A 15971-nucleotide genomic window follows, 5' to 3' on the forward strand; every position below is an offset into this window, starting at 1 on the left:
AGGCTGAGAGGCTGGAGCGCTGGGAACGTTGACTGACGCGATCTAGACGCCAGCCAACGCGGGGCGGGGCCGGCTGGCGCCGGGCGGCTCGGACAGCAGCGCGGCAGCGAGCTGGCGGCGTGAGGTGATGGCTAGCTTCCGGAAGACTTTGCGCAGGTGGTAGTCGATGGTGTTCGGGCTGAGGTAGAGCTTCGCCGCGATCTCGGCGTTGGTCTCACCGGCGGCGGCAAGCCGGGCGATGTGCGCTTCCTGCGTCGTCAGTTCAGTGGCCGTCGGGAGCGGCCGCGCCCGCAGGTGCGATTGCGCGCCGGTAGCACCGAGTTCCACGCGGGCGCGCTCGGCGAACCCGGCTGAACCGAGCGACTCGAACAGCTCCAGGGCGCGCCGAAGCTGGTCGCGCGCCTGGTTGCGGTGTTTCTGGCGACGCAGCCACTCGCCGTAGAGGAGGTGCGTGCGGGCGGTCTCGAGTCCGTTCGTCGCGTCGGTGCACAGGTGGTCGAGCGCCTCGCGGTAGAGCGCGTCGGCATCAAGGCCTGTCGCGAGCACTGCGCGGGAGCGGGCGAGCAGACCACGGGCGGCCGTGGTACCGGCCGCCGTCGCGGCCTCGGTCAGCGTCGTCAATGCCGCCTGTGCCGCGGCCCGGTCACCAGCGCGGGCGGCGGCTTCGACGGCGTCGGGGAGCACTTCGGTGCGCGCGATCGGGCAGCCGCTCGCCATCGCCGAGCGGGCGTGCCGCAGCGCCAGCGGGTAGTCCCTATGGCCGAGGTGAAACGTGGTCAGGACGCGGTCCAAGGAGGCTTGCAGCGGCGGGTCGGCCGGTAGTGCCCGCAGGGACACCGCGGCCGCCATCGTGGCCTGCCGGTCGCCGAGCCAGGCGTGGTATTCGGCCGCGGTGAGTTCGGCGGCGCCTGGGCCGCCGGCTGCCTTGCATGCCTCCAGCGCCCGTGCGTGCCAGACGTCGGCGCCTTCTCGATCTCCCTTCCATATGGCCGCGCGCGTGCGGGCACGCAGCACGACGACGTGGGCGGCGAGGCTCTGCGGTTCCCGGGTGCTCGCGTCGAGGCGGGTCATGACGACGTCGAGTCCGTCGTGGTCCCAGGCCATCCGAAAGACGCCGGAGACCAGCCAGGCCCAGCGGGCCAGCGCGCGGTCGGGGATCGCGCCCGCGACGATCGCGGATCGGCTCGCCTCGAGCGCGCGCGCCGCTTCCCGATAGCCGTCGCGCAAGAGAAGGAGTAGGCAGGGCAGCAGAACGGCGATGGCGGTGGGCGACGGGGTAATGACCTCGCCGACGGGTGTGGGCAGGGCGAGCTCGGCCGCCACGTCGTCGATCCCGCCGCCGATGAGCGCCGCCTGGAGCGTCTCGAGTGCGGCCGGCGGGCCGAGCAGGGCGGCCGCCGTCGCGCCGGCCGCCGCGCCCAGCAGAACGGCCGCCTCGCGGTAGCGGTGGCGGGCGAACAGCACCAGACCGCGCACCCGGGTGAGTCTGGCTTGTTCGAGGTCGCCCCGCAGGTGCGGTTCGGCCAGTTTGACCAGGTCGGCAGCGCGGTCTTGCTGACCTGAGAGAACGGCTGCCTCGGCTGCCGCGGCGCGGCGCTCGGCCGCGTGCCCGGGCCGGGGGGTGAGCTCGGCCGCGCGCTCCAGCAGGGCGATCTGCTCGACCGGACGGTTGGTCCGCGCGGCGTGCTCGGCCTGGTCCGCGAGCAGGCGTGCGACGTCCTCGTCGGTTCCGGCGCTCGCCGCGGCGCTGTGCCACGCGGTCCGCTCCAGGTCACCGACCGTCGCCGCCGCGGCGGCGAGGGTTTGGTGAGCGGCTCGGCGGTCTGCCGGGTTCGCCCCGGCGTAGGCGATGGCGCGTAGGAGGGGTCGGCGGAACCCCGGTGTGGCATCGACCACGGTCAGTCCGGCCGCCTCGGCGGCGTCCAGGGCGTCGACCCCGAGCTTTAGGCGTTCAGCGGCGTCTCGGATGAGGTGGCTGTTGCTGGCCGGCTCGGCCGCCGCCAGTAGCAGTAGTTTTCGTGCCGCTTCCGGCAGGTCCTGGGTCTCGCGGGCGAACTCGGCTGTGAGCTGCGCCGGTACGGGTAGCGGCTGGAAGCCAGCCGAGGCCCGAACGAGGTCGACGGCGCTCAGCCTGCTGGCGACGTCGACCAGGGCGAGCGGGTGACCGCCGAGGTCGGTGAGTGTCCGGGCCACCACCTCGGCGGGCAGCGGGCCGGCGGCGGAGTGCCGGAGCAGGGTCTCAGCGTCGGGTCCGGCCAGCTCGCCGACCTGAAGCGCCGGGAGGTCCGCGAGCGGATGCGTTCCGTCGAGGCCGGGCCGTCTGGTCAGCGGAACGCGGAAGGCAAAGACGACGACAGCCTTGCCGCGGTGCGGCCGACGTGCGCAGAACGCCAGCGCATCCAGCGATTCTCGGTCGATCCACTGCGCGTCGTCGACGACGGCCAGCAGCGGTCGGTCGTCCGACGCCAGGCGTGTCAGGAGCCCGAGGGCGGCCAGACCGACCAGGAACCGGTCCACCGCGGCGGTCTCGCCGTCGCCCAGCGCCGCCTCCAGTGCGGCGCGCCGGGTCGACGGGAGGTCGCCGACATCGCCGAGCACGGGCGCGAGGAAGCGATGCAGCGCCGCGTACGCGAGCCCGTGTTCGTGTTCCACGCCGCGCAGCCTGACGACGGTGAAATCACGGGCCTGGCCGACCAGGTGCTCGAGCAGCGCGGTCTTGCCGATGCCTGCTTCCCCTCGGATGACCAGCGCCTCGCCATGTCCGGCGCGCGCCGCGCCGAGCAGGGCCTCGAGCCGGCGGCGCTCGCGTGCACGGCCAACGAGTCCGCGCGCTGTCGGGACGTCCCGACTGAACGGTTCGGCAACTGGCTCGCGGGGCGTCGGGCCGGGGCGCCGCACCTCCATCCTGACGTTGCCGGAATCGGCGAGACCGGAGTCCTGTCGGCGCAGGGCGACACCGCGCACTCCTCTGTTGGGAAGGCGGTCGGGACACTGCGGAGCAAGCGAAGCCATCGCGGGATCGGCTGCCTTTCTCGTCCGGACTCGGTCCGGCCGGCGAGAATCACCGGCACATAACGAGAATCGCCCTCCATCCGTGTTCTGTCGCTGCCGCTGGCCACCGATTCCGCTGCCGCTGGCCGGTCCTTGTCGGTAGTGCTAGCGGTAGTGCCGAAGGGCGGGCCAAGAAGATCAGGCTAACCGGTGGTCGCTGGAGCCCGCTCGGTTCCCGAGGCAGTGGCGTCGCGGCCGGGGAACCGCAGCGCGGCCAGGTAGAACACCACCCCTGCGACACCGCCGACCACCCACGAGATATCGATATCCCCCATCGGGCCGACGAGCGGGCCGGTGTAGAAGGCCTGGTCGATGAACGGCACCTGGACGGCGACCGCCAGCACGTACGCGACGAGCCCGCGCCAGAGGAATCCGCCGTAGCTCCCGCGCGGGGTGAAGAACGAGGCGACGTCGTAGTGGCCACGTTTGACCAGGAAGTAGTCGGTCAGGTTCAGGGCGCTCCACGGGATGAACACGTACAGCAGCACGTTGAGGAAGTTCGACAGGTTGTTGACGAAGTGCCGGTAGCCGAGCAGGGCGCAGATCGTGCCAGCGGCGACCAGCAGCAACGAGCCGAGTACCCGGACGGCCACGGAGCGGCCGACGTCGCGAAAGCAGCTGACGATGCTCGCCACCGCCAGCATCCCGGTGTAGCAGTTCGCCACGTCGGAACCGATGAGGCTGATGGCCATGACCAGCAGCGCCCAGTCCCCGGACACCTGGCCGACGGCCGCGACGGTCGAGGTCTGGTCCGGCAGCGACGCGGCCAGGTACGCGCCGAGGATCGCGCAGAAGACGGCGGGGATCGCGGAGCCCAGTGCGACAGCCCAGAAGGTCCGGGCCCGCCCGACGTTCTCCGGCAGGTAGCGCGAGTAGTCCGACACATAGGGCGCCCAGCTGGCCAGCGAGATGACGAAGAGCCCGGTGCCGCCCAGGAACAACGCGATCGACGGCGGGTGGCCGGAGGCCGCGGCGCCGGTCGGCGAGCCGTGCACGAGGGCCTGGATGAAGACGACGACGAACGTGGCGGCGAGGAGCACGGTCATCCACCGTTGCCAGCGGTGGATCCAGTCATAGCCGTAGATCGTGAGCACGATGACGGGAAGTGCCAGGATCGCGATCCAGACGGGCATGCTGACGCTACCGACCACGAGGTTCAGCGCCTCCGCCTGGATGACCAACTGCGCGGCGAAGAAGCCGAAGTCCAGCACGATCGAGAGCGCGAAGACCAGGACCGCGCCGTAGAACCCGAACTGGCCGCGGCTCTGGATCATCTGGGGTACGCCCAGTCGTGGGCCCTGCAGCGCGTGGAGGCCGAGCAGGAGCAGGCCGATGGCCACGCCGAGCACGATCGCCGCGCACGCCCAGGGAAAGCTCAGGCCCATGAACACCGTGACCCCGCCGACCACGACGGGGAAGATGTTCGCGTTCAGCGCGAACCACAGGGTGAACTGGTCCCGGACCCTGCCATGCCGTTCCTCGGCCGGGATCCGGTCGATCGAGCGGACCTCGATCCGCCCGGCACGGCCGAATCGGGTCACCGCTGTTGTATCGGCTGTCACCGGTTCCTCTTCGACGGACGATCAGGTTGTAGGCACAACGGGGGCATCGTGCGGCAAGTCTCCTGGGCAGGCCGTCTGGCGGCGAATCCCGCTGGCGGGCGGAACCCTGGTAGTGCCAGCTGCATTGCGCGGTCCGCGCCGGATTGCGACGCTGGGGTGCTAGTCCTCCGCCACCAAGGCGCAGCCAGGACGTCGCCGCGGTCACCTGCGACCACGGCGGCCGGGTGAGCTGGGAGCCCAGGATGCGGGAGCCGCGGAGACGGCCGTCGGCTGGTCGTCCGGCGCGCGCGCGGAGGGCCGGGCTGCTCAGTGTTGGGTGAGACGGATCGCAACCTGGCGCGGTCGCTGTGCGAGGAGCAGGCGTTGCGGCGGGTGGCCACACTGATCGCCGAAGGCTCGGCCGACGACGTGGCACTCGCCGCGGTCGTGGCCGAGGCCGCCGAGCTGTACGCCCCGGCGCACGTCCAGGTCGTGCACCCAGCGGGCGTCGCGACGACCGAAGCCCGGTTCGCGGTCGAGGCTCCCGTCCTCGTCGATGGCACGCTGTGGGGAGTGCTGGTCGCCGCTTCGGACGAGCCGCTGGCACCCAGCTGCGCGGCCCGACTGGCCGATTTCGCCCACCTGATGGCCACCGCGATCGCCAACGGCAGGACCCGCGATGAGCTGCGGGCCGTCGCGGAGGCGCAGGGCTCGCTGCGCAAGGTCGCGACGCTGGTGGCGCAGGATGCGAGCCCGCAGGCGGTCTTCGCCGCGGTCGCCGTCGAAGCTGCCCGCATCCTGCGCGTAGGCGCGGTCAGCCTGGTCAAGTTCGACGCCGACACGCTGATCTACACCAAGATCTATGGAACGCACGGCGAGCGTGCCGCGGTGGTCGACGGCGGTACCTGGCCGATCGAGGACTGCCCGGAGGGCGCGCTGATCCTCCAGACCGGGCAGCCGGTTCGGATCGACGACTGGACCTTCCTGCCCGGCCCGGTCGCGGCCCGGCACCGGGAACAGGGATTCGGCCAGTGCGTCGCCGCGCCGGTCCACCTCGACGGCGCGCTGTGGGGCCACATCGCCGCCTTCGGTGAGGCCGACGACGTGCTCCCGGATGGTTCCGAGACCCGGCTCGCCGACTTCACCCAGCTGATGGCCAGCGCTATCGCGAACGCACAGGCCCGGGAGCATCTGCGGTCGCTGGCCGAGCAGCAGGGCGCGGCGCTGCGGCGGGTGGCGACCCTCGTCGGCCAGCGCGCCTCACCTGGAATGATCTTCGATGCCGTCGCGGCCGAGGCCAGTCGCGCACTGAGGGTGTCTCGGGTCGACGTCGGTCGCTGTCATGGTGACGGCCGGGTGACACTGCTCGGCTCGACCGACGACCTGGTCCGGTCCAACGGGCGGGCCTTCTCCCGCGGCGGCGAGCTGGTCACGGCACGGGTGCGCGAGACGGGCAGCGCCGCCCGGATCGACGACTGGGCGGCGCTGCCCACCGAGGCCGCCGGCGTGGCGGCGCGGGAGGGTTTCCGGTCGGTCGTCGGCGCACCGATCCGCGTGGACTCGACGCTGTGGGGCGTGATCGTCGTGCTGGCGGAGGAGCCGCTGGCTGCCGGCATCGAGACCCGGCTGACCGACTTCACCCACCTGGTCGCGAGCTCGGTCGCCAACGTGCAGGCCCGGGACAATCTGATCGCGTCGCGGGCGCGGATCGTCGCCGCGAGCGACGAGGTCCGCCGCAGGATCGAGCGCGACCTCCATGACGGCCTGCAGCAGCGGCTCATCGCCCTGGGCCTCGGCCTGCGCGCGGCTCGGGCGAAGTCCGCGCTCCCGGCCGATCTCCATGACGCGCTGACGGATGTGGCGCGTGGGCTGGACGACGTGCTGGAGGAGGTCCGGATCTACTCCCAGGGCCTGCACCCGCCGTTGCTGTCCCGCTCCGGCCTCGGCCCGGCGTTGCGTACCCTGGCGCGCCGCGCGCCGATTCCCGTCGCGCTCACGGCTGACGGCGTCCCACGGCTACCCGAACCGGTCGAGACGGCCGTCTATTACACGGTTTCCGAGGCACTCGCGAACGCGGCCAAGCACTCCCAGGCGCCAGAGGTGACGGTCTCGGTCGAGGCCGACGCCGGCACCGTCCGGGCAACCATCGCCGACCAGGGCGTCGGCGGAGCGGCGATCGGGCCGGGATCGGGTCTGGTCGGCCTCGTCGACCGCATCGAGGCCCTTGGCGGACGGTTCACCCTGGTAAGCCCAATCGGGCAGGGAACCCGGATTGACATCGAACTGCCGCTGACCGCCCAGACGATAGGCGACCTACCCACACCATGAACGACGACGCTAGCCGCGCTTCAGACCCGAAAGTATCCTCACTGGCCATGCCCGACCTGGCCCAGGACAGCCGCGGCCACGGCCGGGTCGTCGTCGCCGACGACGACGTGCTGCTGCGCGAGGGCATCGCCAGCGTGCTCCGTGACGAGGGTTTCCAGGTCGTCGGCCAGGCCGGAGACCCCACATCGCTGACGGAGCTCGTGCGGGACACGGAACCGGATCTCGCCATCGTCGACATCCGGATGCCGCCGACCCACATGTGGGAGGGCATCGACGTCGCCCGCGCGATTCGTCGGGACTTCCCGCAGGTCGGGATCCTGCTGCTGTCGGCCCATGTCGAGCTCGAGACCGCGATGGATCTGCTCGGCGGCGGAGAGCGGGTCGGCTACCTGCTCAAGAGCCGGGTCACCCACGTCGCCGAGCTGGTCGACGCGCTCGAGCGCATCGCGGGCGGCGGGTCGGTGATCGACCCCGCGTTGGTCCAGGAGCTGTTCGCCCGCCGATCTCGGGTGGACCCGCTGGCTCAGTTGACCGCCCGCGAGCGCGAGGTGCTGGCACTGGTCGCCGAGGGCCGCTCCAACGCGGGCATCGCGCGCCGGCTGTGGATCTCCGAAGGCGCCGTCGAGAAGCACGTCCGCAGCATTCTGGCGAAGCTGCAGCTGCCGGCCGGCGAAGAGGACCACCGCCGGGTGCTGGCCGTGCTCACCTTTCTCGACAACCGCTGACCGCGAGGCCAGAGCCGGTGCGCTGCCGGCCAGCCGCCCGACGTGACGGCCGCCCGGAGGATCAGCTCAGCAGCCGCGTGATCGCCTCGGCGGTCAGGTCCTGCTTCGTGAGGAAGCCGAGCCCCGAGTCGGACGGCACCAGCTCGCGCAGCGCCTGCCGGTCGTGGCTGGAGATCAGGATGACCGTCGGCGAGGCCGGGTGCGCGGCGAGCCGGCCCGCCACGCCGATGCCGTCCTCGTCGCCGAGTTCCACATCGACGAGCACCACGTCCGGGGCGAGCGCGTCCACGAGCTCCAGCGCGTCGGCGCCCGTGCGGGAGCGGCCGACGACCGTCAGGCCCTGCGCCTCGAGCAGGCGAGTGGCCGCATCCAGGAACTCCTGGCTGTCGTCGACGATCAAGCAGTGAACAGGCACGGTCTGGCCATCCTGGCAGAACGCGGCGAGCGAGCACAACGCCAGCTAGCGCTACCTTGTCGGCTTCTTCGCCACCGAGAGGCGGCCGCCAGCGGCGACTCGACCGTCTACCGTCAGCACGCCGGCGCCCGCTGCACCAGCGCGTCCCGTAGGGCAGCCCGGGACGTGATCCCAAGTTTCGGGAAGACGCGGTGAAGGTGGGCACCCACCGTGCGGGGCGAGACGAACAGCCGCTCGGCGATCTGCCTGTTCGTCAGGCCCGACGCGGCGAGCTCGGCGATCTGGAGCTCCTGCGGGGTGAGACCACCCTGCCCGGGCCGCCTGCCCTGGCCGGTCGCGGCGAGCTCCTTGTTCGCGCGCCGCGCCCAGGCGTGCGCGCCGAGAGCGGTGAAGGCCTCCTCTGCGAGCTTCAGCTGGCCGGCCGCGCGCACGGTGGAACGCCGCCGGCGCAGCCACTCCCCGCAGGCGAGCCGGGCCCGCGCCCGTTCGAAGGGCCAGAGCTCGGCCTGAGGCCCGCCCGGCCACCGCGGCGACGGATCGTCGACAAGCCGCAGCGCCGCCTCGAACAGGGGGCCGGCGGCGTCGACCGGCGCGACGAGGGCCTGCGACACGGCCGCGACGAGCGCCAGCCGCGTCGACCCGCCGACCGCCTCGTCATCGGCGAGCGCCGCGACCCGCAAGCGGGCCAGCTCGGGTCGGCCAAGCCTGGCGGCCGCGTCGGCGAGGTCGAGCGTCGCCGCCATCCGTTCACCCGCCAGCACCGCGCCCGCGACCGGCGCCGCACCGACGACCAGGGCGTGGCGCAGCGCGTCTTCCGCGTCGCCGGCCGCGAGTGCCGCCAGGGCTCGCAGCCGGGACGCGAGCAGGTTCACCGCGCCGGCGGCCCGCGACGCCGACCACCCGGCCAGCTCGCCGGCCGCGGTGGATGCCGCGTCGACGTCGCCGCGGGCCGCCGCGAGCATCCCGTCGACATAGTGAAACGGCCAGGCCTCGGCGGCGAGGCCCGCCGCCTCGATCAGCGCCAGGCCTTCGGCGACGAGAAGGCCCGCCTGGTCCCAGTGGCCGCTCCACAGCTGGTCCAGACAGAGGTGTCCAAGTGACGCCAGGCGTCCCCGGGTGATCGGCAGCTCGCGCCCGTTGACCACCGCGCGGACAACCCAGTGGCGCAGCCCGGCGAGCTGGTCGATGCTCGCGAGGACGAACCCCGCGTGGCGGACCAGCTCCTGATCGGGCCGTTCCGCGCAGCCGGCCAGCAACGCCGCCACCTGACGCGGCAAGGGCTCCGCTGGTGGAAGCTCACCGGTCGCGGCGCTTATGCCGGCCTGCGCGAGCGTGGCTGTGGCACGCAGGAAAGCCGGCGGCTGGGGGCGGACGAGGCGCAGCAGGCGGTCATGCTCAGCCCAGTGGTCGGCGCGGCCGGTGAGCGCGCAGAGCCGGGCCAGTTGGCGCAGCCCCGCGAACAACGCGTCATCAGCCGGCTCGTCGACCGCCGTCGCCAGTGCGCCGGCGAGCAGCCGATACGCGGCATCCAGGTCGCCACCGCCCTCGATGACGATCTGAACCGCGACACACGCATACAGCGGTGTCTGTGTGATGGCGGGGTGTGCCCAGCGTGCCCGGCTCAGCAGCGTCGCCGCGCCCGTGCAGTCGCCGGTGAACGCGCGGAGCCCAGCCGTCCTGGCGAGCCTCGTGGCCCGCCCGGCCGGATCGGTGCTCAGGTCGGCAGCCCGGGAGTACACGCGCTCCGCGGTGGTCGCGTCGCCATCCTGGGCGGCGAGGGCTCCGACGTCGTCGAGCCGACGAGCGACGAGTTCGTCCGGGCCGACGGCCGCCTCGGCCAGGTGCCAGGCATGACGGGCTGGGTGCGCGGACAGCACCGACGCCAAGGCCGCATGGGCCTGCCTGCGCCGCTCGCCACCCGACGCCGCGACGACCGCCGCCTGGATGACGGGGTCTACGAAGCTCACGCGGTCCTGGGCCACGACGAGCCCGACCCGGCGGCTGGGCTCCGCCCGCACCGTCTGCTCGCCGCGCAGCACCGTCAACGCCGCCTCGACCATGCGGAGGTCACCGACACCTTCAAGGGCGGTGATCAACGCGAAGTCACGGTCGGCCGGTGCCAGCCCGGCCAGCCGCGCCTCGACCAGCCGACGAAACGCGTCCGTGACCGTCGGCCCACTCCCCTGCCGATCGGCCACCCGTTCGGCGAGCGCCGCGGCCGCGATCTCGAGCAGGCCGCGCGGATTGCCCTCGGCCAGGACGACCGCTCGGCGCCGCCAGACCGGCGCGAGGTCGGGGAACTCCCGGTCGACCAGCTCGGCCGCGGCGTGCTCGTCCAGGCCGGTCAGTGTCCATTCCTCGGCGGCGAGGTCCAGTCCATCGGGCCGGGCGGCGAAGGCGAACACGATGCCCACGGGCACGGCGGCGAGCCGTGCCGCGGTGAACGTGAGGGCGGCGGCCGTCGGGCCGTCGAGCCGGGCGGCGTCGTCCACGACGAGCAGCACCGGCCGGCTGGCGGACAGACGCCACATCAGCTCAAGCAACGCGGTCCCGACCACGAGCGGCGTGGGACTCGGTCCCTCGCGCAGCCCGATCGCGGTCTCGAGCGTCCGGCGCGGGCCGGGTGGCACCACGACCAGCTCGCCGGCGACGGGCAGCAGCAGCCGGTTGAGCCCGGCGTACCCGAGATCGGCTTCGGCAGCGGCGCCGCGCGTCCGCAGGACCGTCAGGCCGGCGGCCGCCGCCAGCCGCGCGCCGGCCGTGAGCAGCGCCGACTTTCCTATCCCGCGGTCACCCGTGACGAGCCGCACCTCGCTCTCGGTCCGCACACGGCCGACGAAATCGGCGAGCTCGGCGAGCTCGTGGTCACGCCCGACCAACCCGGCCGGTGCTCTCCGGCTTCCGGCTGGCGCCGGCCGCGCACCACGGTGCGGCGCCGGCCGCGCCGGCCAGAGCTGATCCATCGCCTGGTCCCCTCGTCCCGGCCGCCGGGCGCGGCCTCCAGACCAGCGTCGGGCCACCGGCGACGGCGCGAATCCCGCGTCGCACGTAGTCCACGCCCGGCCGGTTCGTAGCGCCGTCCACGCGATCGGCTTCCGGTGTCGTCCGGCCGCGGCGCGCAGGACTACGGACATACGTCGCCGACTGCCGGTCATCTGACCGATGTAGCGGCGCAGTGCGTGGAGCGACGCTTCGCGTTGTCCACACGCCGCTCCGCCGAGCCCGGACCGCAGGTCATCGGCGGCATCTCCGAGCGGGGTCGCCGTTCATGCGTACCGCCCCTGACCATCCGCCGCACGCACGCACCGCCGGTCTCACCCGGCGCATACCGCTCAACTTCTTCGGGATGCCCTTCGGCCTGACCGGGCTTGCCACCTGCTGGTCCACCGCGGCCGGCTACGGTCTCGTGCCCGCCGCCGTCGGCGAGGCGCTCGCCGCCTTGGCAGGTCTCGTCTGGCTCGTTCTCGTCACCGCCTACCTGCGTTGCGCGGTCGCCATCCGCGGTGCGCTGCGCCGTGACCTGGGCGATCGGCTTCTCAGCCCGTTCGCGGCGCTCGTCCCGCTCACGCCGATGCTGCTGTGCGCCACGGCGCTGCGCCCGCACGCGGCGATGCCGGCGCGGGTCGCCGTCGACGTGCTCGTCGCGGCCGTCGTGCTGCTCGGCGGCTGGCTCACCGGCGACTGGATCTACGGCCCGTTGCGGGTGGACCAGGTCCACCCCGGCTACCTGCTGCCGACGGTCGCGGGCGGTCTGATCGCCGGCGCCGCGGCGGCCATGGTCGGCCAGCCCCGGCTGGGTTACGTGCTGGCTGGACTCGGCGGAGTCTGCTGGCTGGCGCTGGGGTCGATCGTGCTCGCCCGGCTGCTCACCCGACCCCTGCCGCCCGTGGCGCTGCTGCCGACGCTGGCGATCGAGATGGCGCCGCCCGCGGTCGCGAGCCTCGCCTGGTTCGCGCTGGCCGGAGACCGCCTCGGCCCGGTCGCCGAGGCCCTCGGCGGCTACACACTGCTGATGGTGCTGGCCCAGCTGCGCCTGGTGCCGTGCTACCTGCGGCTGCGCTTCACCCCCGGGTTCTGGGCGTTCGCCTTCAGCTCGGCGGCGGTGGCGACGATCGGGCTGCACTGGCTGCACGACGCGGCCCCGCCCGGTGGGCGCTGGGGCGCGTACGCGGTCCTGGTCGTCATCAGCGTGTTCATCGGCGGCCTCGCGGCCAGGACCACCCGTGCATTCGTCGGCGGACAGCTGCTGCCGCCCGTCACCGCCCTATTCCCCGACCCGAACCTGTCCGACAGGGAGCCCGCGCATGTCTGACCTGACCAGTACCCGTATCGACCTGCCCGCCCGGCACGTCACCGTGCCGGGCGGCCTCACCCGGGCCGGCCGCGGGCTCGCACTGACCGCCATGATCTTCGCGGTGGCGATGACGTTCATCGACCAGACCATCGTCGCCGTCGCCGCACCGAAGATCCAGACCGATCTGGGCCTGTCCAGCACCGGGCTGCAGTGGGCGGTGAACGCCTATCTGCTGGCGCTCGCGGCGCTGTTCGCCTTCGGTGGCCGGCTCGCCGACACGGTCGGCCACCGGCGGATGGTCGTGATCGGGGTCGTCGTGTTCGCCGCCGCCTCCGCGCTGTGCGGGCTGACGCCGTCGGGACCGGCCGCCGAGGGCTGGCTGGTGGCCTTCCGCGCGGTGCAGGGAGCGGGCGGAGCGCTGATGTACCCGGCCGCCCTCGCGATCGTCGTGGGCTCCTACGACGTGCGCACCCGCGGCCGGGCCCTCGCGCTGTTCTTCGGCATCGCCGGCGGGCTCACCGCCGTCGGCCCCGGCTTCGGCGGGTATCTGACCGCGTGGACCTGGCGGGCGATCTTCTGGGTGAACATCCCGATCGCGCTGATCGCGCTGGTGCTGATCGCCGTGGCCCGCCCCGAGAACGAACGGCGACCCGCCCCGATGGACTACCGCGGTCTCGTGCTGATCGTCAGCGGGGTCGGGCTGAGCGTCTTCGGCCTCCAGCAGTCAGCCCGCTGGGGCTGGTCGAGCCCGTCGACCTGGCTGTGCGTCGCCCTCGGCCTCGTACTGATCGCCGCTTTCACTCGCGTCGAGCTGCACGCCGACGCTCCGCTGATCAACGTGCGCGCCTTCCGTGACCGGGTCTTCCTCACGGACAACGCGATCTTGACGATCGCCATGACGGTGTTCGTCCCCGTCTTCTTCTTCGCCAGCGAGTACGCGCAGATCTCCCTGGACGAGTCGCCGTCACAGGCGAGCCTGCTGCTGCTCTACTTCTTCGCCGGGTACGTGGTCGCCGCCCAGCTCGGCGGACGGATGCTCGACCGGTCCGGCGCCCGGCGACCGGTCGTGATCGGCTGCGCGCTGGCCTGCGCCGGGCTCGCCCTGTGGGGGCAGCGGGTGACGACGCTCGACGTCGGCCAGCAGGTCTGGTGCATCGTGCTCGCCGGCGCGGGCATGGGCCTGATGCTCGGCCAGGCGAACACCGACGCGCTCAACCACTCACCGGCGGACGCCTACGGCGAGTCGACCGGTCTCACCCAGACAGTCCGCAACTACGGCGCCGCGCTCGGCCTCGCGGTGCTCGGGACGATCCTCGTCACCGTCCTGCGCTCGCACCTCGCGACCTCGCTGACGGCTCTCGGCGTGCCGGCGGGTCAGGCACAGCGGGAGGCGGCCTCGATCGCGCAACAGGCGAGCTCCGGCGGAGGCGGGCGACACGGCTCCTCGATCCCGGCGTTCGTGCGGACCGACTTCGCGGCGGCCACCCAGGCGGTCCTGTACACGATGGCCGGCGTCATGGGCTTCGCCGGTCTCGTCGGGCTGCGCGGCCTCGCCCGGCTCAGCGGCACCCGGCGATCCCGGACGGGCAGGCGGGCCTCCCCGCACAACGCAGAGCTGGGAGAGGACTCCAGGGCGAGTGGCGCATGACGGGCCGTCCGGGGACGACGGCCGCCCTCGTCCTCGACGCGTTCGGCGGGGCGCTGGTGCCGCGAGACGTCCCGCGCCCGGTGCCCACCCTGCGCCCCTGCCGACCGGACGGCGGCGCCCGCATCACGGGGAGATCCTCGCCGCCGCGGCCGACCTCGTCGACGCCGGGCAGATAGGCCCCCACCTGGACGAGACGGTCTACGGCTGGGCGGACGTCGAGCACGCCCACCGCCGAGTGGGCTCCGGCAGTGCCCGAGGCAAGGTCGTCATCGATCTCACCAGGCCTTAAAGCCCCTCCCCGAGCGCCCCCGGCAAACCGCCTACAGAGCGAATTCTTCGCCGCGCGGACACGAAAGAGGACCTTGATGAACCGGCAGATCGCCGACAAGGATCTGATCGACCCAGCCCCCGATCTCGTCAAACCACTGTCCCTGACCGTCGACGGCAACCACACCGAGAAGTCGGCCCGCTATCTGGTGCGGATCGCCCAGCTCCTCTACACCTTCTGGCACACCGGCGACGCCTACTACCTCGACCGAGCCGTCGACCTGGCGTTCGTGGACAACACCCTGCCACCAGGTCGCGTCCAGGGCCCGCAGGGCCTGATAGCAGCATCGACGGCCTTCCGGGCAGCCGTCCCAGACCTCACCTGTGAACTGTCTGACCTGCTCATCGCAGGCGACAAGCTGGCGGTACGGCTCCGGTTCCACGGGTCTTTCACTGGCGTGTTCAACGGGATCGCGGGCTCGGGGCAAGAAATCGACTTCATTGCCTTCGATATTCAACATGTCGGCTCGGTCCGGATCACCGAGGACTGGCACCTCGAGGACAACCTCACCTTTCTGTCCCAGGCGGGCCTCGTTACCGTCGCCCACGGCTGACCGTGACGACTCGCCCGCCGCGCGACGGCTGGCACTGGGCCGAGTGGGCCGCGGAACTCGCCGGCACCGCGGTGCTGATGTTCGCGGTCGTCAGTGCCAAGTACCTGGCGGTTCGAGCGGGAGCGCCCTACGGCGACCTGTGGGCCCGCATCATCATCGTCGGCGCAGTCGCCGGAGCCGTCGTCGTGGCCGTCGCCGCCAGCCCGCTCGGCCGCCGATCAGGAGCGCACCTCAACCCGGCCGTGACGTTCGGCCTGTGGCTGCAGCGTGCCGTCGGCGACGGCGACCTGATCGGCTACACCCTCGCGCAGACCGCCGGCGGGATCTGCGGGTTCGCCGCCGGTGCCATGTGGGGCGCCGGCGTCGGCCGGGCACCCGTCAGCTGGGCCGTGATCGCGCCGTCGGTCAACGAGCTGGCCAGCGCGCTGATCGAGGCGGCGGCGACCGCGGCGCAGCTCGGCCTCGTCTTCTGGCTGGGCGCGATGGGCAGCGCCCGCTGCCGCGGCCCTGCTCACCTTCGCGGTGATCGGCCTCGCCACAACCAGCGGTGCCGGGTTCAACCCGGTGCGTGGACTCGCCCCCGACGTCATCGCGGGAAGGTACCCGGGCATCTGGACCTTTGTGGCCGGCCCACTGGCCGGGGGCGCTCTCGCCGGCGGCGTGTTCCGCCTCGCGCACGCCCGACAACCCGTCACCGGCAAGCTGCGCCACGACCCCGAGAAGCCCTGCTATCTCAGCTGCGATCTGCCCCACCACGCCGCCCGCTCGATGAACCCCGACAGCGACCTCGTCCCCGTGGAGATGCGGTCACCCGGGTGACCGCACCGACTCTCGACGAGATCAGCGCCCTTCGACGTCGCCGGGACGCCGTGGCTGCCGCCGCCTGACTTCCCATCCTCATCGTCGAACGCGCCCCCGCGCCCATCAGCGGACTCCCCGGCCGGACGACCTGACGCCCCGACTCCGGCCATCAAGGCCGCCACCAGCCCGGCGGAGAGGCTGACCGTCTCGGTGAGACCGTGGCCGTTGGGCCGAAGCCTCCTTTCGTCCAGGTTGGCCGTCGCGCCGTGGACGTCGTTGTCGGCGCG

The 15971-nt window shown here is 72.6% G+C and carries 11 protein-coding genes and 1 pseudogene; 8 read left to right on the plus strand and 4 right to left on the minus strand.

The features are described 5' to 3' along the window. Nucleotides 1-42: 42 nt before the first annotated feature. Together FRAEUI1C_RS32780 and FRAEUI1C_RS32785 are read right to left on the minus strand one after the other, a co-directional pair. Nucleotides 43-3012, minus strand: a complete 2970-nt coding sequence (locus FRAEUI1C_RS32780) for an AAA family ATPase (protein ID WP_083819675.1) — start codon at nt 3010-3012, stop codon at nt 43-45. Between the two features lie 182 nt (nt 3013-3194). Continuing rightward, nucleotides 3195-4592 (minus strand): purine-cytosine permease family protein, encoded by a 1398-nt coding sequence (locus FRAEUI1C_RS32785; protein WP_041259800.1) that lies wholly within the window; start codon nt 4590-4592, stop codon nt 3195-3197. 330 nt (nt 4593-4922) lie between these two features. On the opposite strand from FRAEUI1C_RS32785, the gene FRAEUI1C_RS32790 reads away from it, so the two are divergent. Further along, nucleotides 4923-6920 (plus strand): GAF domain-containing sensor histidine kinase, encoded by a 1998-nt coding sequence (locus tag FRAEUI1C_RS32790; RefSeq protein WP_013427683.1) that lies wholly within the window; start codon nt 4923-4925, stop codon nt 6918-6920. Between the two features lie 47 nt (nt 6921-6967). Then, a complete protein-coding gene (locus FRAEUI1C_RS32795; protein ID WP_041259801.1) occupies nt 6968-7645 on the plus strand; it encodes a response regulator in 678 nt (225 codons plus the stop codon). 61 nt (nt 7646-7706) lie between these two features. Here the strand turns inward: FRAEUI1C_RS32795 and FRAEUI1C_RS32800 are convergent, their stop codons facing one another. Together FRAEUI1C_RS32800 and FRAEUI1C_RS32805 are read right to left on the minus strand one after the other, a co-directional pair. Then, the gene (locus FRAEUI1C_RS32800; RefSeq protein WP_013427685.1) at nt 7707-8060 is read right to left on the minus strand and encodes a LytR/AlgR family response regulator transcription factor; all 354 of its coding nucleotides are present in this window, start codon (nt 8058-8060) and stop codon (nt 7707-7709) included. Nucleotides 8061-8173: 113 nt separating this feature from the next. After that, on the minus strand, nt 8174-10939 hold the full coding sequence (locus FRAEUI1C_RS32805) for a helix-turn-helix transcriptional regulator (protein ID WP_049807053.1): 2766 nt from the start codon (nt 10937-10939) through the stop codon (nt 8174-8176). A 389-nt stretch (nt 10940-11328) separates the two neighbouring features. Here FRAEUI1C_RS32805 and FRAEUI1C_RS32810 point away from each other — a divergent pair, with 389 nt between their 5' ends. From FRAEUI1C_RS32810 to FRAEUI1C_RS41760, 6 genes and pseudogenes are all read left to right on the plus strand, one after another. Beyond that, nucleotides 11329-12372 (plus strand): SLAC1 family transporter, encoded by a 1044-nt coding sequence (locus FRAEUI1C_RS32810; protein ID WP_013427687.1) that lies wholly within the window; start codon nt 11329-11331, stop codon nt 12370-12372. Continuing rightward, nucleotides 12365-14002: an MFS transporter gene (locus FRAEUI1C_RS32815; RefSeq protein WP_013427688.1), complete on the plus strand. Its 1638-nt coding sequence runs from the start codon at nt 12365-12367 to the stop codon at nt 14000-14002. Before FRAEUI1C_RS32810 ends, FRAEUI1C_RS32815 begins: the two co-directional genes overlap by 8 nt. Then, a complete protein-coding gene (locus FRAEUI1C_RS42075; protein WP_071587972.1) occupies nt 13992-14291 on the plus strand; it encodes a zinc-binding dehydrogenase in 300 nt (99 codons plus the stop codon). The genes FRAEUI1C_RS32815 and FRAEUI1C_RS42075 overlap by 11 nt, the downstream gene beginning before the upstream one ends. A gap of 76 nt (nt 14292-14367) precedes the next feature. Continuing rightward, on the plus strand, nt 14368-14883 hold the full coding sequence (locus FRAEUI1C_RS32820; protein ID WP_013427689.1) for an ester cyclase: 516 nt from the start codon (nt 14368-14370) through the stop codon (nt 14881-14883). Between the two features lie 77 nt (nt 14884-14960). Further along, nucleotides 14961-15293 (plus strand): annotated as a pseudogene (locus FRAEUI1C_RS42080) (aquaporin); the annotation flags it as partial. 112 nt (nt 15294-15405) lie between these two features. Beyond that, nucleotides 15406-15702, plus strand: coding sequence for an aquaporin (locus FRAEUI1C_RS41760; RefSeq protein ID WP_041259802.1), 297 nt, complete (start codon nt 15406-15408; stop codon nt 15700-15702). Nucleotides 15703-15971 lie beyond the last annotated feature (269 nt).

The organism is Pseudofrankia inefficax (assembly GCF_000166135.1).
In the GTDB taxonomy this organism is placed as follows: domain Bacteria; phylum Actinomycetota; class Actinomycetes; order Frankiales; family Frankiaceae; genus Pseudofrankia; species Pseudofrankia inefficax.